Raw genomic sequence first — 18,959 nt, 5'->3', positions numbered from 1 at the left:
TTTGATGAAGTCGCACCAGGGACAGTCGAGGCCGTCGCCGCCCCCCCCCCCGGGGGCGGCGCGGCGCCCGCCCCCGCCCACGGCGGCCGGCGCCGTCGGGGTGTACGCCCGGGTCGACCTCGTGCGAGGCCCCGACGGCGCCCCGGTGGTCATGGAACTGGAGCTGATCGAGCCCAACCTCTTCCTGACGGCCGCCCCGGGCGGAGTCGACCGCTTCGTGGCAGCGGTCGCCGACCTGGTGGGGGCCGGTTGAACCGTTCCGTTCGACCTAACGCCGGTACACCCGGAGCTGGGACACCTCGTACGACATCTCGGTGGCCGAGGGATCCGGGGCGGGGTGGTACCTGCCGGCGCATACCGACAGGTTGACGATGAGGTAGGCGCGCCAGGTGCGGCCCACCCCCCTGCCGTCGCTGAAGACGCGGGCTCCGTTGACCCACCAGACGACCGAGTTGCGACCGAACTCGACCTTCAGGTCCACCCAACCGCCGGGTCGCACCGAGGGGTCGCGGTGGTAGCGGTGGGCCTCCCGTACGTGGTTGGACAGCTCCAGCAGGTCCGGGTTGTCGGGGTGGTACTCGAAGACGTCGATCTCCTGACCGCCGTCGCGCCAGGTCCAGATCGCGGGCCACGCTCCCCGCTCGACCGGCAGTTTCACGCGGGCTTCCAGTACGTCGCCGGTGCGCACCATGAAGCCCTCGTCGCTGCCCTCGGTGGTGAGCAGGCCGCTGTCCCACTTCCCGTCGGGGCGCAGGGTCGCGCGGAAGACGCCGCCGCGGCTGTAGGCGGGGTTGGCCGTGAGGTGGTCGAGCTTGTTGTCGCGCGGGTTGACCGGGCCGCCGCCGGGATACGCCCACGAGCGGCCGGCGATCCACTGGGTGGGGGAGGTGAAGTCGGCGGTGAAGACGGGAGCGCTGCGCGGCGTGATGACCGCCGATCCACCGCCCCCCTTGGGAGTGAGACGGCGCGTGAGGCGCCGCAGCCATCCGGGTGAGTCCGTGTCCATGAAACAGTTCTGCCCACGGCGAGTGGAATCCATCCTCCGTTTCTCACGGTACGTGATGGAATGAACGCGGTGCGCTACTTCTGCGGCGGGATCGTTGCCGGGGCGCGAGGGGGTGCGCGAGGATGGGCGCGTGTCCGACGTGAAGCGCGAACTCGACCAACTGATGAGGACGTTCCTCGGCGCGTTCGACAACACCGGAGGTGGTAGGCCGCGGTTGGAAGCGGTGCGGGAGGTGTTCATTCCGCAGGGCATGATCATCAAGAACGTGGGGGGCGAGACCGTCGTCCACGACCTCGACGGGTTCATCGCACCCCGGGAGAGGATCCTCACCGACGGCACCCTGACGGAGTTCCGGGAGTGGGAGGTCGACGAGCGGACCGAGATCTTCCAGTCGATCGCACACCGGTTCAGCGAGTACCGCAAGGCGGGTTGCCTCGACGGGACGTGGTTCGAGGGTCGGGGTCGCAAGACCACCCAGTTCGTCCGGACGCCCGCCGGTTGGCGGATGAGCTCGATGGCCTGGGACGACGCCCCGGCCGACCCCGCGTGCATCGGGCCGCTCGCGCCGACCGGAGAGTGAGCGGAGCCGGGAGCAACGCAACGCCCGGGTGAACGCCGTTCCCGGTGCGCGGGCCGCGATGGCCGTGGAGTGGTGGCCGCGGCGGCGGGTGGACGGGCGCGGACAGGACTGGACGGTCACCGCCGCCGCCGGGCATGGAATGTGGACACCGCCCGACCCGAGGCTGTGCGTCATGAACCAAGGACGCACGAAGGGCGAGCCCGCCGCCCCACCCCGTGGCCGCCACCGCGCTCCTCGCTCTGCCGCCGACCGCCCCGCCCGCCGACCCGCCCCGCCCGCCGTGCCGGCGGCGCCCGACGGGGGACCGCAGCCGCCTCCGATCCCTCGTCCGGAGTGCCGTCCGCTACTGGATGCTCGCCGTCGCGGGCGGCGGCGCCTACGTCCTCGCCGCGGCCCTCGAACACCGGCGCCTGCGCACCCCCGCGTGGCTCCCGCGCTCCGAGGGTCAGGGCCGCAGGCCGGCCCGCCTGAGGGCGACCCCGGCCAGTTCGCCGATGACCTCCCGGTCCCCGCGCCGCCAGGCGTCGGCGAAACCACCTTCCGGGGTCGGGAGCGCGGCGAGGTCGCCCAAGGGGCCGGTGAGGGCGCGCAGGGCGAGCAGGTCGGCGCCTGCGGGGGTGTCGCGCAGGCGCCCCACGGCGTTTCCGCGACGGATCCAGCGCAGGCGGGCGGGAAGCCACAGCAGCAGGACGACGGCCACCGGGACGATGATCAGGGCCGCCGTGGTCAGGCCGGCGACCTCGGCGACGGCGTCCTGGAGTGACTGCCCTGCTGCGGCGAACCCGTTACCGGCGTCGGCCGCGGACCGGAGCGGCTTGCGCAGCAGTCCGCCCACGAGCGGCACGTTCGCGGCCGCGTCGCCGGCGTTGCCGAGTTCGGTGGCGAGGCCCGTGCCCGAACTCTCGACCCGCCGCCCCGGCTCGGCCAGCATCATGATCGCGTCGTGGACGGTCAGGGCGAACCACACCGCGGCGGTGATCAGTGCCACGGCGATCACGTCCGCGAGGACCTGGCGGCTCCGACGGGCGGGGGTCTGTGCGTAGAGGCGCATCGGCGTGCTCCGAGTCAGGACGTCGAGGAGGACCGGCCCCGCCGGGCGGGACCCGGCCGGTCGCTCGACCGTACGCCGGACTCCGCCCTTCCGGTGCGCTGCGTCGACGAACGTCCCCGACGAGGCGCCACCGCGCGTCCACCGGAACCGGCCGCGCGCTCGCCCGCCCCCCGTGAGCGTGCGACCGCGCGGCCGGGGTCTCAGTACCAGCCGGTACAGCGCACGGTGCCGGTGGTGTCGTTCCAGGCGCAGGCCCGCATCACCCAGCCCGCGTCGTCGTAGGCCGGGGTGTGCGTGTCACTGCCGGAGGTGACCGTGGTCATGCCCATGGGGCCGGTCCAGGTCGCGCCTCCGTTGGCGGACCGGTCCACCCACACCTTGTCGCCGGGGTCGGCGTTGAGGATCCGGCCCCAGGCGCAGCGGCTGGAGGTGCTGTACCGCAGCTCGATCCGGATGGAGTCGACGCTGCCCGTCTTCTTCGTGACCGCGTTCGACGTCGAGCAGGCCAGGGCCGAGGCCGCGCCCGTCGTCGCGGCGGGCGCCGCCTGCGCCGCCGTACCGGTGAGCCCGAGTCCCGCCAACACGGCGACGCCCGCCGTCAGGACGCCCATCCTCTTGTTGATCCGCACGTGATCCCCCTGTGGTGACCGGTGAAGTGATCCGCACGCCGGGCGGCGTGCGTTCGGACCTCCGTACGGTCTCCCGGATGCCGCCGTCCGGGCGTCCACCGCACAGTGGACTCCGTGGGTAAACCCTCGCGTCAGGACCGCGCCCCGGACCCCTCCACCCCTGGTATGACGACCCCTTCGGGGGCCGCCGCGTACAGTGCGCCGATGCGCTTCAGGGTCTGGCCGGCGGACCGGCCCCGCTCCGTCGATCCGCGGTGGGCCGACGCCGCGTTGGCCTTGGGGGTGACCGCCGCCGCGGCCGTCGCCGGCCGGCAGTACACGCCGCCGGGCCGGCCCCCCTTCGACACCACCGCCTACCTGCTGACCGCGTGCGTCGCGCTGCCGCTCGCCGCGCGCCGGTCCGCGCCGGTGTTCGCGTTGGTGGCCTCCAGTCTCGGCTACGCCTGCTACCTCGCGGCCGGTTACCAACCCTCGCTGAACTTCTGGGCCCCCGCCGCGGCCCTGTACGGGGTCGCCGCCCGGCGTCCGCCCCGGACGGCCGCGGCCTGCGCCGCGCTGTGCGGGGCCGTCGTCCTGTGGAGCGGGCTGGCCGCCCCCGAGATCGGCCTGACCACCACGGTCGTGCAAGCCCTGGGCGTGCCGGCCGTGGTGTGGTTCTTCGGCAACGGGGCCCGCGTCCTGGACGAACGCAACGGGCAACTGGCGTCCCTGACCGCGCGGTTGCGTCGGGAGCAGGAGTGGCGCGAGCGGCAGGCGGTCGCCGAGGAGCAGCGGCGCATCGCCCGCGAACTGCACGACGTCGTCGCGCACCACATGGCCGTGATCAACGTACAGGCGGGCATGGCCGGTTACGTCTTCCCCACGGCTCCGGAGCAGGCCCGCGCGGCCCTGGGGACGATATCCGACACCAGTCAGGAGGCGCTGCGCGAACTGCGCCGCATCCTCACCCTGTTGCGCTCCGCCGCGGACATCGAGGACGGCGAGGCCGGCCGCGTCCCCTACGCCCCGATACCCGGGCTGGCCGGTCTGGCGGACGTGGCCGAGCGCGTGCGGGCCGCGGGGGTCGCCGTCGACCTACGGACGGACGGCACGCCCCGGCCGCTGCCGCCCGGCGTCGAGCTGTGCGCGTACCGGGTGGTGCAGGAGGCCCTCACCAATGTGATCAAGCACGCGCGGCACGCGGCCGTCACCGTCCTCGTCAGCCACCGCCCCCACGCGCTGCTGGTGACGATCACCGACGACGGCGCGGAGGGTGCCGACGACCGTCCGGAACCGGCCAACGTTGCGTCGGGACCCGGGCACGGGTTGATCGGCATGCGCGAACGGGCGAAGCTCTACGGCGGAACGGTCGAAGCCGGTCCACGGACCGAGGGGGGATTTCGCGTGTGCCTCACTCTCCCGATCGCGGCCGGGTCTGCGGCCGGACCGCGGCGGAACGGACCGCGGCGGAACGGACCGCCGGCATGATCCGGACCCTCGTGGTCGACGACCAGGTCCTGATCCGCGCGGGCCTCGTGGCGCTGCTGCGGGCGGCGCCCGGCATCGAGGTGGTCGGCGAGGCCGAGGACGGGGAGAGCGCGGTCGAAGCCGCCGTCCGCACCCGGCCGGACGTGGTCCTCATGGACATCCGCATGCCCGGCCTGGACGGCACCGCCGCGACCGAACGCATCCTCGCCCGGGCCGTGGACCCCCTGCCCCGGGTGCTGATCCTGACCACCTTCGACCTCGACGCGTACGTGTACGCCGCCCTGCGCGCCGGCGCCGCCGGGTTCCTCCTCAAGGACACCGGACCCGAGCGGTTGATCGAGGCGGTCACGGCCGTCGCCGAGGGCGACGTGCTCTTCGCCCCGAGCGTCACCCGCCGGCTGATCGAGGCCTACGTCAACCGCGCCGACCCGGTGCCGGACACCCCCGCGGGCCTGGACGTCCTCACGACCCGCGAGCGGGAAGTGCTGCGCCTGGCCGCGAAGGGGCTGTCCAACACCGAGATCGCCGAGCGGCTGTACATCGGCGAGGCCACCGTCAAGACCCACCTCAACCGGACCATGACCAAACTCGACCTCGACAGTCGCGCCCAGGCCGTGGTCGTCGCGTACGAGACGGGCCTGGTGGTTCCGGGCGCCCCGTAGCCGACCCGCGAGGTCAGGCGCCGGAGGCCCGGGAGCGGCCGCCGTCGGTGCACAGGGCCCAGATGATGAAACAGCTGATGGCGATGGAGATGACGGCCCAGATCGGCGTGTAGGGCAGCCACATGAAGTTGAGGACGATGCTGATGGCCGCCAGCACCACACCCACCGCTCGGGCCCACAGCGCGCCCTTGAGCAGTCCGGCGCCGACGACGACGAGCACGAGGCCGAGGATCAGGTGGATCCATCCCCAGGCCGTCACGTCGAACTTGAAGGTGTAGTCGCCCACCTGCGAGTAGACGTCGTCCCGGGCGATGCCGGAGATGCCCTTGATCACGCCGAGGACGCCCTCGATCAGGAGGAGGACCCCGGCGAACATGGTTCCGCTCGTGGCCCACGCGCTCCGGGCGTCGAACTCGTCACGTTCGCGGCCGCGCGGTGCGCCGGTGGGGGAGGTGGAAGGCGTTTGCTGTGCCACGGGAAGCTCCTTCGTGGGGCCGAGCGCCCGAAGGGGACGCCCGTCCAGCCTCCAAGGAGCGCCGTGCCCCTGACACCCGGACGCGTCCGTTCGGGTGACGGGCCGTCGTCCTCGCCGGAGGTCCGTCTCACTCCCTGATTACGGGATGGCACGCATTGGCGTTTTGTTTAAGCTGAGCGCCGCTCGTCCTCACGTCCCCAGGAGTCCCCGCATGTCCACGCCCCCGCAGCCGGGTTACGGCTATCCCCAGCAGCCCTACGGTCAGCAGCCGCCGCCCGCGCCGAAGCAGGGCATGAGCACCGGCGTGAAGGTCGCCCTCGGCTGCGGCATCCCCACCGTCCTCGGCCTGCTCCTGCTCGGCGGGTGCGCCCTGCTGGTCGGCGAGGCGGCCAACGAGGTGGGCAAGGAGCTGGACAAGAACTACGACAGCGCCTCGGTCGCCCCCGACGCCCAGGGCAAGCCCGGTGACGCGCCGAAGGCCGGCAAGGACGCGGACATCACCCAGGACGCGAAGGTCACCACCTGCGCGGTGGAGAAGGGCGAGTTCGACATCAAGGAACTCGTCGTCGCCGTCGACTACGTCAACAGCGGTGACCGCCGGTTCACCTACCTGGTCGAGGGCGAGATCCTCGTCAACGGTCAGAAGAAGGCCGACCTGACCTCGCTCGGCCAGAACCTCGCCCCGGGCCAGAAGTACACCGACGACAAGGCCGGCGTGCTCGGCTACGAGATCGCCCAGTCCGCGAAGGCGGGCGACAAGATCGAGTGCAAGATCCTCAAGGTGTCCCGCAACTCCTACTGAGTTTCTCCGCCTAGCCCCTTCGAGGCCCCCGCCGGTACGCCGGCGGGGGCCTCGTCGTCGTGAGCCGTGTCTCACCGGGGCGCCGGCGCTTGTATGTGCAACGAGTTGCATAGAAAGATTCGGGGCATGGCCCTTGAGCACGCGATCCTCGTCTCCCTGCTGGAGCAGCCGGGCTCCGGTTACGAGCTGGCCCGCCGCTTCGACCGGTCCATCGGGTACTTCTGGACCGCGACGCACCAGCAGATCTACCGCGTGCTCAAGCGCATGGAGGGCGACGGCTGGATCGACGTCCGAGAAGTGCCCCAGCAGGGTCGACCGGACAAGAAGGAGTACTCCGTCGCCGAGGCCGGCCGGACCGTCCTGTCCGCCTGGCTCGGCGAACCGATCCAGCCCGACAGCGTCCGGCACGAACTCGCCGTGAAGATCCGGGGGGCGGCCTTCGACGACGACCCCGCCGCCCTGATCCGCGAGGTCGAGCGGCACCACCTCGCGCACGCCGACCGGCTCACGCACTACCTGGCCGGCGAGCGACGCGATTTCACCGGCCCGGACGCCCCCGCCGCAACCGACGCGGGCCGCGAGCTCCAGCACGTGGTGCTCCGCGGCGGCATCGCCTACGAGCGGATGCAGCTCGCCTGGCTGGAGGACGTACTGGCCACCCTCCACCGGCTCGCCGAGCACTGACCCGCCCGGCTCCGGAGGCCGCCGGGAGCGGCCGCCGGCCCCGCCCCGTCACCATCCCCCGACCCGAAAGGCGCACACCGATGACCGACCCGCTGCTGTTCAACCCGCGCACCTACGACCCCGCGCACTTCGACCCCGAAACCCGCCGCCTGCTGCGCGCCACCGTCGACTGGTTCGAGGACCGGGGCAAGCGCCGGCTGATCGAGGACTACCGCACCCGTGCCTGGCTGGGCGACTTCCTGGCCTTCTCCGCGAAGGAGGGCCTCTTCGCGACCTTCCTGACCCCGGCGTCCGCCGCCGGCCCGCAGGAGACCGACAAGCGCTGGGACACCGCGCGGATCGCCGCCCTCAACGAGATCTTCGGCTTCTACGGCCTCGACTACTGGTACGCGTGGCAGGTGACCATCCTCGGTCTCGGCCCGGTCTGGCAGAGTGAGAACGCCGCGGCCCACCAGCGCGCCGCCGAACTCCTCTCCGAGGGGGAGGTGTTCGCCTTCGGCCTGTCCGAGAAGACCCACGGCGCCGACATCTACTCCACCGACATGCTGCTGACCCCGCAGGACGACGGGGGCTTCCTGGCCACCGGATCCAAGTACTACATCGGCAACGGCAACGCCGCCGGTCTGGTCTCCGTCTTCGGCCGCCGCACCGACGTGGAGGGACCCGACGGCTACGTGTTCTTCGCCGCCGACAGCCGCCACCCGGCGTACGGGCTCGTGCAGAACGTCGTCGACTCCTCGAAGTACGTCAGCGAGTTCCGCCTGGAGGACTACCCGGTCACCGCCGCCGACGTCCTGCACACCGGCCGCGCCGCCTTCGACGCCGCGCTCAACACCGTCAACGTCGGCAAGTTCAACCTCTGCACGGCGTCCATCGGCATCTGCGAGCACGCGATGTACGAGGCCGTCACCCACGCGCAGAACCGCGTCCTGTACGGCCGTCCCGTCACCGCCTTCCCGCACGTGCGCCGGGAGTTGGCCGACGCCTACGTCCGCCTCGTCGGCATGAAGCTGTTCAGCGACCGCGCCGTCGACTACTTCCGCTCCGCCGGCCCCGACGACCGCCGCTACCTCCTCTTCAACCCGATGACGAAGATGAAGGTGACCACGGAGGGCGAGAAGGTCATCGACCTGATGTGGGACGTCATCGCGGCCAAGGGCTTCGAGAAGGACACCTACTTCGCCCAGGCCGCCGTCGAGATCCGAGGGCTGCCGAAGCTGGAGGGCACGGTCCACGTCAACCTCGCCCTGATCCTGAAGTTCATGCGCAACCACCTGCTGGAACCCGCCGAGTACGCGCCCGTCCCGACCCGCCTCGACGCGGCCGACGACGCGTTCCTCTTCCGGCAGGGCCCGGCCCGCGGCCTGGGTTCCGTACGCTTCCACGACTGGCGTCCCGCCTTCGATGGGTACGCGGCCCTGCCGAACGTCGCCCGCTTCCGCGAGCAGGCCGACGCGCTGTGCGCGTTCGTCACCACCGCCGCACCCGACGAGGCGCAGAGCCGTGACCTCGACCTCCTCCTGGCCGTGGGCCAGTTGTTCGCCCTCGTCGTCCACGGCCAGCTGATCCTGGAGCAGGCCCGCCTGACGGACCTGGACCAGGACGTGCTCGACGAGCTGTTCGCCGTCCTCGTACGGGACTTCTCCGCGCACGCCGTCGAGCTGCACGGCAAGGACTCCGCCACCGCGCAGCAGCAGGCATGGGCGCTCGACGCGGTGCGCCGACCCGTCGTGGACGCCGACCGCTCGGCCCGCGTCTGGGCGCGGGTCGAGGCGTTGTCCGGGGCGTACGAGATGAAGCCGTAGCGGGCCGGGTCCGGACCGGGACCCGAACCCGGCCCCGTCGCGCGTGGCGACGGGGCCGGGGCGGCCGTCAGGCCTGGTCGCCCTCCAGCCCCTCCAGGCTGTCCATGAACGAGCTGACGGAGAACACCGCACGGCCGGGACCGGCCGGGCCGTAGCCGGGAGGGGAGCTCAGGCCGAACTCCTCCAGCGTCGCCCGGTAGGTCTCCAGCAACCGGATGTGGTATTCGAGCGGCGCGCCCAGCGGGTTGGCCTTGCCGAGCGGCGTCGTCGGCTCCGGGCACCAGGTGGTGAAGCGCGGCACGACGCCGTGCGACATGAAGTACCGCAGGCCCTCACGGGTCGACTCGATCGCCTCGCCGACCTTGGTGAAGCCGAAGGGCTCGGCCATCTCGATGCCCGCGACGAAGTTGGGGATCACGTTGCGCGGGCCGAACACCTCCGTGGACTCCAGGATCCGGCGGTGCCATTCGTCGCGGCCGACGTAGCGCTCCTTGCCCGGGCAGTGCAGTTCGAACAGGCGTCGGTCCCACACCTCGAAGTTGGGGTGGTAGATCCGGATGCCGTAGTCGTGGAAGCGCTGCACGTCGTCGCGGGGGAGGGCCTGGGCGACGACCTTCCCGGTCCAGCGGCCGGGGAAGCGCTCCTCGATGGCCTTCGCGTAGTGGCCGTAGAAATCGGCCTCGTCACGGCCGGCGACCTTGGAGGTGATCGAGCCTCCCGTGAGGGTGTAGGCCTTGGACGCGCCGGTCGTGTCGTACCGGTCGATGATCTCCAGGGCCTCCAGCACCTCCTCGACCGGCTTCACGCCGGTGTAGGGGCGACCCGCCGCCTTGTGCTGGCGCCAGTTGTGGTTGATGTCGCAGAACTGGCACTCCTCCTTGGCGCCGAAGTACTGGCACACCCGGAACACGGTCAGGTAGATCAGGTAGCCCCACTGGATCGTCGGCGCGACCTCCATCACGGACTTGCCGTTCGACAGCTTGTGCCGGTAGTACTCCGGCATCGGGGGCAGGCCGACGTCCGCGATCCGTGCGCCGTCCAGGTACAGGCCGAGCGTGCCGTCGTCGCCGCCGCGCACCACGTACGGGGAGTCCGGGTTGACCCGTACGGAGACGACGGTGCGGCGCAGGTCGTACGGGCCGCCGGTGAGGACGATCTCCTCGGGCGGCCGGTTGAGGGCGGCCGCGCCCAGCTCCGGCAGCGTGCGGTGGTCGAAGGAGAAGATGAAGTACGACTTCGGTTTGACGTCGCCGCTGCCGCCGTCGGCGGTGCCGCTGAGCGCGGACTCGTCGAAGGCCATGCCACCGCGCAGCAGGTCCTCCTTGATCACGGCTTCCCGGGGCACGTGGGGGAAACGGCCCATCAGGTCCTCGACCAGTGCGGTGCGGCTGACGCCGTCCGTGCCTTCTGCGTGCTGCTTCATTTCCGACTCCTCCAAGGTCGCGCGCCGGGGCGCGCGGGTGTGACGGCGGGCGCGGTGCCGTCGGCACGGTTCAGTTCGTCCGGACGTCCAGTGCCGGGGCCATCATCGCGAAGGCCCGCCCGGCCACCGCGGCCGGGTCCTGCCGGGCCTCGGCCCCGCATTCGCCGGCGCTCCACCGGCGCGGGGCCGCGTCGAAGGCGGTCAGCGCCATGCCGCCGGGCCCGCTGCCCCGTCGGCCGGGAACTGGACGACCACGTCCTCCTCGGACGGGGTGGGCGGTCACCGGCCCATCGTAACCTCATGCCTCGGACGGCATTCGGGCGCGTTGTGGCATCGAGTCCCGGCGACGTCGGAGCGTGCCGGCAACGCCGGATCCGGGCCGGACCACCGGCGGCGCGGCGGTCCGGGGCGGGCGGGAGCCGTCGGAGGGAGATGACCTACGGACGTGCGGTGCGCGTTCCCGGCTCCCGCTTGAGCCACCGGTCGACCAGGCTCCGCGCACCGGTGCGGGTGTCCGCCGGCGGGCGGGTGTCGGTGCGGGGGAGCGTCTTGGTGTCGACGTCGACCTCCGGCGCCGGCCGGGTCGCCCCGTCCGGGGTCGGCTGCTCCTCGACCGGGCGCGGCCGGCGCTGCCACCAGTGGTGCCGGCGCGGGTGTACGGCGCGGCCCATGCGGCGGCCGAGGAAGAGGTACCCGAGCAGGGCCCCCGAGGTGTTGAGGATGACGTCGTCCACGTCGAAGGCGCGCCCCGTGACCAGCGCCCCCTGGATCAGCTCCACGAGCATCATCACCACGGCCGTCGTGAGCGCAACCCGCAGCAGCCCGCGGGCCTGCGGCAACAGCACGGGCAGCAGCACCCCGAACGGCACGCCCAGCAGGATGTTCCCGCCGAGCTGCTTCACCGCGTCCTTGACGGACGCCCCTTCCATGTAGGCCTCGATCGACGCGCCCGGGTGGACGTTGCTGTGCACCAGGGCGGCCGAGGCCGCCGACGGCTCCAGGGTGACGCGGGCCAGGGCGATGCTGAAGAGGACCGTCCCCACGAAGGCGCCCAACATCGCGAGGACGCGCAGCGCCGGATGGGTGGGCGGCCGGCGCGGTTCCGGCGGGACGGACGGCTGCCTGCGCCGCCAGGCCCTGCGGCGGGGCTCGGCGGCGTTCTTCGGCTCGTGCATGGTCACTCCCTCGGGAACCGTACGGTTGCTGGCGGCCGTGTACCCCGCCGCGCGACGTCCACGCCCGCCCGCCGCGACCGGCATGGACATGGCATGGATGACCATGAATTGACGGGGCATCCGGTCCGCATGGAGACCACAGCGAACGACACCGCGCCGTCCGCCGGACCCGACGCGCGGCGCAGACGCCGACGCCGGGCGGTACGGGCCGCCGTAGCCCTGGCGGCCGTCGCCGTCCTGCTCCTGGTCGCCGGCCGGCTCCTCCAACTGCCCGGCCTCGGTGACCTCTTCGGGACCAGGACCCACGACCGGACCGGTCCCGCCGTCCTCACCTCCCTGCGCGACATGAGCCGGTTGGAGGGAGCGGCGGGTGACTACCAGGTCGTGGTGGACCTGGAACACGACGCCCCCTTCCTCCCGGACGCGGTCCGCGGGACCCGCACCCTGTACGTCGGAGCCGGCTCCGTCTCGGCCTACGTGGAACTGGGCGGACTCGACGAAAAGGCCGTCGCCGTCGACGCGGACCGGACCGCCGTGACGTTGAAACTGCCCCACGCCGCCCTCGGAACCCCCGCCCTGGACGCGAAGCGCTCGTACGCGGTGTCCAAGCAGCGGGGCCTGCTGGACCGGCTCGGCGACCTGTTCTCGGACAATCCCTCGGGCGAACAGGCCGTGCAGAAGGTCGCGGTCCAGCGGATCGACGAGGCGGCCCGCGCCTCCGGCCTGACGGGGCGGGCCGAACGGAACACCACGGCGATCCTGGAGGGCCTGTTGCGCTCGCTCGGCTTCGAGAAGGTCTCCATCTCCTACGCGTGAGCGCCGCCGACCGGGGCCCCGGCCGAGCTCACCGGCCCCGACCGGCGCCGCGCGGGTCGACCCGGTCGACCGGGTCGATCGGCGTGAGGACCCCGAGGCGGTCCTCGACCGCCTGCGCCGCCTCCAGGCACAGGTCCTCCCGGAAGGCCCGCCCGACGATCTGCACGCCGCACGGCAGCCCGTCGAAGACGCCGGTCGGCACGGCCACGGCGGGGACGCCCACGAAGCTGGTCACGGTGCACAGCCGCATCCCCGCGGCGACCCGGTCCCGGCCGGCCCGGTCGCGGGACTCCAGGCCCGGCTCGACGGGCGGCTCCGTGAACGAGGGCCCCACCAGCAACGGGTAGGAGTCGAGGAACTCCGCCCAGGAGCGCCGGATGTTCATCCAGGTACCCATCAGCCGGACGAGTTCCGCCGCGCTCGCGGGCGGGGTCCGTTCCATCGCCATCGCGATGTAGCGGTCTCCGCCCGCGCCGAGCAGCGTGCGCACCGCCGGCCAGGAGGGGGCGAACTCCGTCATGGTGATCCGGCCGTAGGCGTCGAGGGCCTCCTCCATGCGCGGAACGTCCGCCGGCTCGCACACCTCGTACCCGGCGTCCCGCAGCGCCCCGGCGGCGGCCTCGACAGCCGACCGGACCGCCGGGTGCACGCCGAGCCGGCCGGGGTCCGTCACCACGGCCACCCGCACCGGCTCCGGCAGGGCGCCGCCGTAGAGCGGTACCGGAACGGCCCGGGGGTCGCGCGGATCGGTGCCCGCCAGGACCTCGTACGCCAACCGCAGGTCGGCCACCCTCCGGGCCAGGGGGCCGTCGGTGACCAGCATCTGAGAGGCCGGTCCGGGGTCGTCGGGGCCCAGGACGCGGTGGTCCGCCGGGAACCGCCCCGTGGTCGGCTTCAGCCCCGCGACGCCGCAGAACTGGGCGGGGACGCGGATCGAGCCGCCGGAGTCGTTGCCCAGGCCGAGGGCGGCCATGCCCGTGGCGACGGCCACGGCGTCGCCCCCGCTGCTACCGCCCGGGGTCACGGCGGCGTCCCACGGGTTGACGGTGTCGCCGAAGAGCTCGCTGCGGGTGTGCATCCCCGCCAGGATCAGGGTGGGCACGTTGGAATGCCCGAGGGGAATGGCGCCGGCGGCGCGCAGCCGGGCCACCGGCGGTGCGTCGGCGGCCGCCACCAGGCCGCGGAAGCGGGGGACGCCGAAGGTGGTGGGCACGCCCTCGACCGGAGTGCTCTCCTTGACCGTGAAGGGCACCCCCGCGAGCGGCCCGAGCACCTCGCCGGCGGCCCGGGCGCGGTCGGTGCGGGCCGCGGCGGCGCGCGCCCGGTCGGCGATGACCCGGGTCACCGCGTTCACCGCAGGGTTGACCGCGGCGATGCGCTCCAGGTGGCTGTCGACCAGTTCCGCCGCCGACACCTCCCCACTGCGCACGGCCGCCGCCTGCCGGCCCGCCGACATCTTCCACAGGGCGTCACGCATGACCGTACCCGTCTTCCGTACTCGTTCCGATGCGCTTGTATCGGTACTGTATGCCGCCAACCGATACGAGCGCATCGAAAAAATGGCGGCCGGAGCCCCGCCTCCCACCCGCACCGCCCCCGGGCAGCACCTCACCCGGAGGGCCCACCCTGATGGACCGCCCGGTGGGCACCCACCAGGGTGGAGGTGGGCCACCTCCCGCCCCTGCCGGGCCGGGCGGCTCCCACAGCCGAGGAGACTGCCGATGCGCCGCTACCCACCGATCGCCGAACACGGCCTGATCGGAGACCTCCAGACCTGCGCGCTCGTGTCCTCCGACGGCGTACTGGACTGGTTCTGCTCCCCGCGCTTCGACTCGCCCAGCGTCTTCGCCGGCCTCCTCGACCACGACCGGGGCGGCCACTTCGCGATCACCGCCGACGCCGCCGACGTCACCACCCGCCAGCTCTACCTCGCCGACACCGCGGTCCTCATCACCCGCTTCCTCACCGCCGACGGCGTCGGCGAGGTCATCGACTTCATGCCCGTCAGCGGGGAGCACACCGCCACCGACCGCCACCAGGTGGTCCGCGTGATGCGGGTGGTGCGCGGGGTCGTGCGCTTCGCCCTGGAGTGCCGCCCCCGCTTTGACTACGGCCGGTCCCCCCACACCCTGACCCTGGACGCCGCCGGCGCCCGGTTCGACAGCCCGGACGCCACCGCCCACCTCCAGGCCGTCGGCCCGGTGCCGCTGGAGGCCGAGGGGAGCGACGTGCGCGCGTACGTCACCCTGGCCGCGGGCGAACGCGCCGCCGTCGTCCTGACCGTCCGCGACGCCGGCGGCGAGGCCCCCGAACCTCCGACCGTGGCGGGCACGACCGAGGCGTTCACCGCCGTGCACTCCTTCTGGCACGCCTGGATCGGCCGGTGCACCTACCGCGGCCGGTGGCAGCAGATCGTCAACCGCTCCGCCATCACCCTCAAACTGCTCACCTACGCGCCCACCGGCGCCCCCATCGCCGCCGCCACCATGGGCCTGCCCGAGCAGGAGGGCGGCGAGCGCAACTGGGACTACCGCTACACCTGGGTCCGTGACGCCTCGCTGTCGGTGCGCGCCATGCGCGACCTCGGCTTCACGCAGGAGGCCGACGCCTTCCGCGACTGGCTCGGGCAACGGCTCTACGACGGGGGCGCGCCCAACGGCGAACCGCTCCAGATCATGTACCGCGTCGACGGCGACCCCCACCTCACCGAGGAGATCCTCGGCCACCTGGAGGGCTGGCGCGGCTCGGCCCCGGTACGCGTGGGCAACGGCGCGGCCGACCAACTGCAACTGGACATCTACGGCGAGGCCGTCCACGCCCTCGCCCAGGTCGACCACATCACCCACGTGATCGGCTACGACGGCTGGAAGCGCTTCGCGGGCCTGCTGGACTGGCTGTGCGAGAACTGGGACCGGGCCGACGAGGGCATCTGGGAGACCCGGGGCGGCCGGCAACACTTCACCTACAGCCGCCTCATGTGCTGGGTGGCCTTCGACCGGGGCATCCGCCAGGCCGGGGCCAGCGCCCGCCCGGCCGACCTGCCCCGCTGGACCGCCGCGCGCGACGCCATCCTGGAGCAGATCATGACCCGCGGCTGGAGCGAGGAACGCGGAGCGTTCGTCCAGCACTATGACACGACCGTCCTGGACGCCTCCCTGCTGCTGATGCCCCTGGTCGGCTTCATCGCGCCGCAGGACCCGCGCTGGCTCGCCACCCTGGAGGCCATGGACGCCGAACTCGTCGTCGACAGCCTCGTCTACCGCTACGACCCGGCCGCCTCCCCGGACGGGCTGCGCGGCACCGAGGGCACCTTCTCCCTGTGCAGCTTCCTGTACGTGTACGCCCTCGCCCGCTCGGGCCGCCCGGGACAGGCGCGGTACGCCTTCGACAAGATGCTCACCTACGCCAACCACGTCGGGCTCTTCGCCGAGGAGATCGGACCCACGGGCGAGCAACTGGGCAACTTCCCCCAGGCCTTCACCCACATCGCCCTCATCACCGCCGCGCTCACCCTCGACACCGAGCTCGACGAGGCGGCCGGAAAGGGCTGAACCCCACCGGGCGCCGGTACCTCCCGGCGGGGGCCGCCGGAAGGACAGGCGATTTCCTGCCACCGCGACGTCGGGTTGGCCGGACAATCGTGGATCTCCCGCCCCGTATGTGGCAGTCTCGGGAAACCGCAGGGTGCGAACCGTGCTCCGCCGTCCCGTCGCGCCGGGGCGCCGACTTCGCCGAGCACCACCGACCGGAAGGCCGGTGACCGGAGTCCCTCCGCGGCAGCCGGGGCGACCGTACGGACAGCTGTACCCCGCCCCGCGACGAGGAACGCGGGAGGTTGTCCACCGGCGGCGGCCGGGAGCGTCACAGGTTCGTGGAACAGCGTCACAGGGGGAACTGGTGTTCAAGCAGCGGGAGATGCGGCGGTCGATCGCAGCCATGGCGCAAGCGATCGCCCATCTGGAAGCCCCCGTGGAGGGCGCGACGATCTGCCGCGCGCTCTGCGAGGCCATGGGCGATCGGCGCAACCGCGAGATCGAGTTCCGGACGACGTCCTTCCCGCCCGGCATGGCCAGCGGACTGGCGCTCGACCTCGGGTCGAGGGACCTCATCGTCGTGGAGGAGCGGACCGTACCCGAGCACCAACTCATCATCACCGGACACGAACTCCGACACCTGGAACTCGGCCACTGCCACCAGCACGTCACCGAGGGAACCGCGACCGCCCGCCTGCTGCGCCACGACTCGGACCTCCAGGACGTCGTCGCCTCCGCCCTGGCGATCGCCGGCCGCCAGATCCCTGCCCTCCTGCGGTCGGGCGGCACCGCGGCACGCCAACACGAACGCGAGGAACAGGCCGCTGAGCGGTACGGGCTCGAACTGGCCCACGCCGTACGGCACCTGCTGCGCGCACCCCTGCCCCACTTCCTCGACCGGGGCACCACCTCCGGCAGGATCGAGGTCGTCCTCGGCGGCCACGCCAGGCGGAGCTGACGCGACGGGCCCGGACCCCCGTCCGGCCGCGGCGCCGGGCGTCCCGGGCCGTTCCGTGCCGTAGCGGACGGGAGCGTCGATCACCCCTCCTGGAGGTAGGCGGCGATCATCGCGATGTCGTTCGCGACGCTCAGGATCCCGCTCGGGTCGGGCGTCGGCGTGGCGGCCCCGGTGACGCCCGCGTAGAACACGTCGAACCGGCCGTCACCCCGGTCCAGGTACCCGGCGATGGTCATCGCCCCCACCCCCAACCGGTCGTTGAGCGCGTCGTACCCGACGGCGGCCCCCGTCTTGGCGAACACCTTGCCGCGGGCCGGGCAGTCCCGGCAGTTGGTCGCGAGCAGCCCGTCGACGCCGAGGATCGGCAGCGCCTCCCGGAACCGCCGCGCGTCCGGGGTGCCCATCCAGTACGTCAGCATCTGGATCTCGGCCCGGGGCGTCGCCCGGTCCACGGGGTTCCCGCCCCGGCCGTCGAGCAACCGCACCTGCTCGCGGTCCACGCCCGCCCCGTCGAGGAACCTCGCCAGGACCGGGAAACCGTCCATGCAGGCGTGGCTTCCGGCCTCCACCGCCATCAGGCAGATCCCGAGGTTGGCGCCCAGGTTGTGGCTGACCTTCAGGATGAGCTCGGCGTAGTCCGCGTAGGGCGGCGACGTGTACACCGCCACCCGCGGGCTCCCCTCGTACGTCCGGGGCAGCGCGGCCACCGGGTTGGGCCCGGCCGCGTCCGCCGTGACCCGCACCCCGACCCGCCCGAGCGCCTCGATCAGCACGCGGCGCCCGAAGGCCGCCGGGTCGGCGACGGGGGACACCCGCAGCACCGGCGCGGCGCCCACCGCGATCGTGCCGGACAACCGGATCCGGGTGCCGTTCTCCGAGGCCGTCACGTCGATGGCGCCCGCTTCGCCCGCCGCGACCGTCCGCACCGTCGACGTCACCCGGTACGGGGCGACCCGTGGCCGCCAGTCCAGCCGGGCGGGGGCGTCCGGGCGGTCCCCGGGGGTGGTCAACAGGTCGATCAGGTTGTCGTTGATGATCAGCGGGGTGGGCATCGGGTCGAGCGTCGGGTCCGGTGCGAAGAGCCGGCTGTCGACGACCACGTCCCCCTCGACCCGGGCGATCCCCGCATCCCGCACCTGCCGGGCCAGCCGGTCGATGCCCGCCAGCGGGTCCTCCGGGGTGAGCGTCGCGCCGGGGACGTCGTTGGCGTAGGTGTGGTCGAGGTCGGTGAACGCCACCGTGCCGTCGGGGCGGGTCCTGCCGCCCATGGTCAGGTCGCCCTGCGCGACCAGGGCCAGGTTCCCGTTCAACGTGGCGCCGTCCCGCTCGCCCACCGCGTGGACGGGCGTCTCGAAGCGGTGCCCGGCGCCCAGGGTCTTCCACGGCCCGGACACGCTGAACAACTTCGCCGTGGAGCCCGGGATGAAGACCTGGTCCGCGAACATGTCGTGCACCACCCGACCGCTGCCCGCCTCGACCTGGAGGAGGCCCCACTGCGCGTTGCGGTACTCGGGCTTGCGCATGATCTCCGTGATGCGGGGGTCGAGCGGGTCCGAGCCGGGCTCGGCCGACACCGAAGGGGTCGGTGCGGCCGGTGGGGTCGGTGTGATCGGCCCCGACGCCGCACCCGAGGTCAGCGCGGCCAGCAGGAGGGCCGAGCAACCGGCGACCACCCGCCGTCGCGGGGACCACCTGGAGCCCTGCTGCCATGTCCGCGGGCCCTGTCCTGGGGCCCGGGAGTCTGTTTCCGCCATGCGGCACGCCCCGTTCGTCTCGACGGACTCCGGCCGCACCGGCGGGCCGGGCCCCACCCCCGGGATCAGACCAGCCTGGCACGCCCGCCCGGGGCGCGCACTCCGCCCGGGCGGTGCGGCGAGGTCAGGACCGCCACGG

18 protein-coding genes and 1 pseudogene are annotated in these 18,959 nt (G+C 72.8%); 10 read left to right on the top strand and 9 right to left on the bottom strand.

Going from position 1 to position 18,959, the window contains the following annotated elements; translation table 11 throughout:
* Positions 1-253, top strand: a pseudogene (locus AB0D46_RS03920) (hypothetical protein); the annotation flags it as partial.
* Between the two features lie 15 nt (positions 254-268).
* Here the strand turns inward: AB0D46_RS03920 and AB0D46_RS03915 are convergent.
* Positions 269-1,006 carry a beta-glucanase gene (locus tag AB0D46_RS03915; protein WP_362875669.1) on the bottom strand — a complete coding sequence of 246 codons (738 nt, stop codon included), beginning with the start codon at positions 1,004-1,006 and terminating at the stop codon, positions 269-271.
* A gap of 130 nt (positions 1,007-1,136) precedes the next feature.
* Here AB0D46_RS03915 and AB0D46_RS03910 point away from each other — a divergent pair, with 130 nt between their 5' ends.
* Entirely contained in the window at positions 1,137-1,586 is a 450-nt protein-coding gene (locus tag AB0D46_RS03910; protein WP_362875668.1) for a DUF4440 domain-containing protein, read from the top strand.
* A 445-nt stretch (positions 1,587-2,031) separates the two neighbouring features.
* Here the strand turns inward: AB0D46_RS03910 and AB0D46_RS03905 are convergent, their stop codons facing one another.
* Positions 2,032-2,637, bottom strand: coding sequence for a hypothetical protein (locus tag AB0D46_RS03905; RefSeq protein WP_362875667.1), 606 nt, complete (start codon positions 2,635-2,637; stop codon positions 2,032-2,034).
* A 200-nt stretch (positions 2,638-2,837) separates the two neighbouring features.
* Entirely contained in the window at positions 2,838-3,266 is a 429-nt protein-coding gene (locus AB0D46_RS03900) for a DUF2690 domain-containing protein (protein WP_362875666.1), read from the bottom strand.
* 204 nt (positions 3,267-3,470) lie between these two features.
* Between AB0D46_RS03900 and AB0D46_RS03895 the strand changes: the two genes are divergently transcribed.
* Together AB0D46_RS03895 and AB0D46_RS03890 are read left to right on the top strand one after the other, a co-directional pair.
* Positions 3,471-4,733, top strand: a complete 1,263-nt coding sequence (locus AB0D46_RS03895; protein ID WP_362875665.1) for a sensor histidine kinase — start codon at positions 3,471-3,473, stop codon at positions 4,731-4,733.
* Positions 4,730-5,395: a response regulator transcription factor gene (locus tag AB0D46_RS03890; RefSeq protein ID WP_362875664.1), complete on the top strand. Its 666-nt coding sequence runs from the start codon at positions 4,730-4,732 to the stop codon at positions 5,393-5,395. The genes AB0D46_RS03895 and AB0D46_RS03890 overlap by 4 nt, the downstream gene beginning before the upstream one ends.
* 13 nt (positions 5,396-5,408) lie before the next feature.
* Here the strand turns inward: AB0D46_RS03890 and AB0D46_RS03885 are convergent, their stop codons facing one another.
* The gene (locus tag AB0D46_RS03885) at positions 5,409-5,870 is read right to left on the bottom strand and encodes a hypothetical protein (protein WP_362875663.1); all 462 of its coding nucleotides are present in this window, start codon (positions 5,868-5,870) and stop codon (positions 5,409-5,411) included.
* Positions 5,871-6,081: 211 nt separating this feature from the next.
* Between AB0D46_RS03885 and AB0D46_RS03880 the strand changes: the two genes are divergently transcribed.
* The 3 genes from AB0D46_RS03880 (at position 6,082) to AB0D46_RS03870 (ending at position 9,161) form a co-directional block, all read left to right on the top strand.
* The gene (locus tag AB0D46_RS03880) at positions 6,082-6,672 is read left to right on the top strand and encodes a hypothetical protein (protein WP_362875662.1); all 591 of its coding nucleotides are present in this window, start codon (positions 6,082-6,084) and stop codon (positions 6,670-6,672) included.
* Positions 6,673-6,798: 126 nt separating this feature from the next.
* Positions 6,799-7,356 (top strand): PadR family transcriptional regulator, encoded by a 558-nt coding sequence (locus tag AB0D46_RS03875; RefSeq protein ID WP_362875661.1) that lies wholly within the window; start codon positions 6,799-6,801, stop codon positions 7,354-7,356.
* Positions 7,357-7,436: 80 nt separating this feature from the next.
* Complete coding sequence (locus AB0D46_RS03870) at positions 7,437-9,161, top strand: acyl-CoA dehydrogenase family protein (RefSeq protein WP_362875660.1); 1,725 nt, start codon at positions 7,437-7,439, stop codon at positions 9,159-9,161.
* Positions 9,162-9,228: 67 nt separating this feature from the next.
* Here the strand turns inward: AB0D46_RS03870 and AB0D46_RS03865 are convergent, their stop codons facing one another.
* From AB0D46_RS03865 to AB0D46_RS03855, 3 genes are all read right to left on the bottom strand, one after another.
* Positions 9,229-10,584, bottom strand: a complete 1,356-nt coding sequence (locus tag AB0D46_RS03865) for a radical SAM protein (RefSeq protein WP_362875659.1) — start codon at positions 10,582-10,584, stop codon at positions 9,229-9,231.
* A gap of 70 nt (positions 10,585-10,654) precedes the next feature.
* Positions 10,655-10,795, bottom strand: coding sequence for a hypothetical protein (locus AB0D46_RS03860; protein WP_362875658.1), 141 nt, complete (start codon positions 10,793-10,795; stop codon positions 10,655-10,657).
* A gap of 226 nt (positions 10,796-11,021) precedes the next feature.
* On the bottom strand, positions 11,022-11,759 hold the full coding sequence (locus AB0D46_RS03855) for a VanZ family protein (protein ID WP_362875657.1): 738 nt from the start codon (positions 11,757-11,759) through the stop codon (positions 11,022-11,024).
* Positions 11,760-11,852: 93 nt separating this feature from the next.
* Here AB0D46_RS03855 and AB0D46_RS03850 point away from each other — a divergent pair, with 93 nt between their 5' ends.
* A complete protein-coding gene (locus tag AB0D46_RS03850) occupies positions 11,853-12,575 on the top strand; it encodes a DUF4230 domain-containing protein (RefSeq protein WP_362875656.1) in 723 nt (240 codons plus the stop codon).
* A gap of 28 nt (positions 12,576-12,603) precedes the next feature.
* On the opposite strand, the gene AB0D46_RS03845 is transcribed toward AB0D46_RS03850, so the two are convergent.
* Positions 12,604-14,052, bottom strand: coding sequence for an amidase (locus AB0D46_RS03845; protein ID WP_362875655.1), 1,449 nt, complete (start codon positions 14,050-14,052; stop codon positions 12,604-12,606).
* 244 nt (positions 14,053-14,296) lie between these two features.
* On the opposite strand from AB0D46_RS03845, the gene AB0D46_RS03840 reads away from it, so the two are divergent.
* Positions 14,297-16,126, top strand: coding sequence for a glycoside hydrolase family 15 protein (locus AB0D46_RS03840; RefSeq protein ID WP_362875654.1), 1,830 nt, complete (start codon positions 14,297-14,299; stop codon positions 16,124-16,126).
* A 346-nt stretch (positions 16,127-16,472) separates the two neighbouring features.
* A complete protein-coding gene (locus AB0D46_RS03835; protein WP_362875653.1) occupies positions 16,473-17,066 on the top strand; it encodes a toxin-antitoxin system, toxin component in 594 nt (197 codons plus the stop codon).
* A gap of 80 nt (positions 17,067-17,146) precedes the next feature.
* On the opposite strand, the gene AB0D46_RS03830 is transcribed toward AB0D46_RS03835, so the two are convergent.
* Positions 17,147-18,820, bottom strand: coding sequence for a D-alanyl-D-alanine carboxypeptidase (locus tag AB0D46_RS03830; protein WP_362875652.1), 1,674 nt, complete (start codon positions 18,818-18,820; stop codon positions 17,147-17,149).
* Positions 18,821-18,959 lie beyond the last annotated feature (139 nt).

Source organism: Streptomyces sp. NPDC048383 (assembly GCF_040651775.1).
GTDB lineage: Bacteria > Actinomycetota > Actinomycetes > Streptomycetales > Streptomycetaceae > Streptomyces.
The sequence above is the reverse complement of the archived record's forward strand: the minus strand, read 5'-3'. Positions and strand labels throughout refer to the sequence as shown.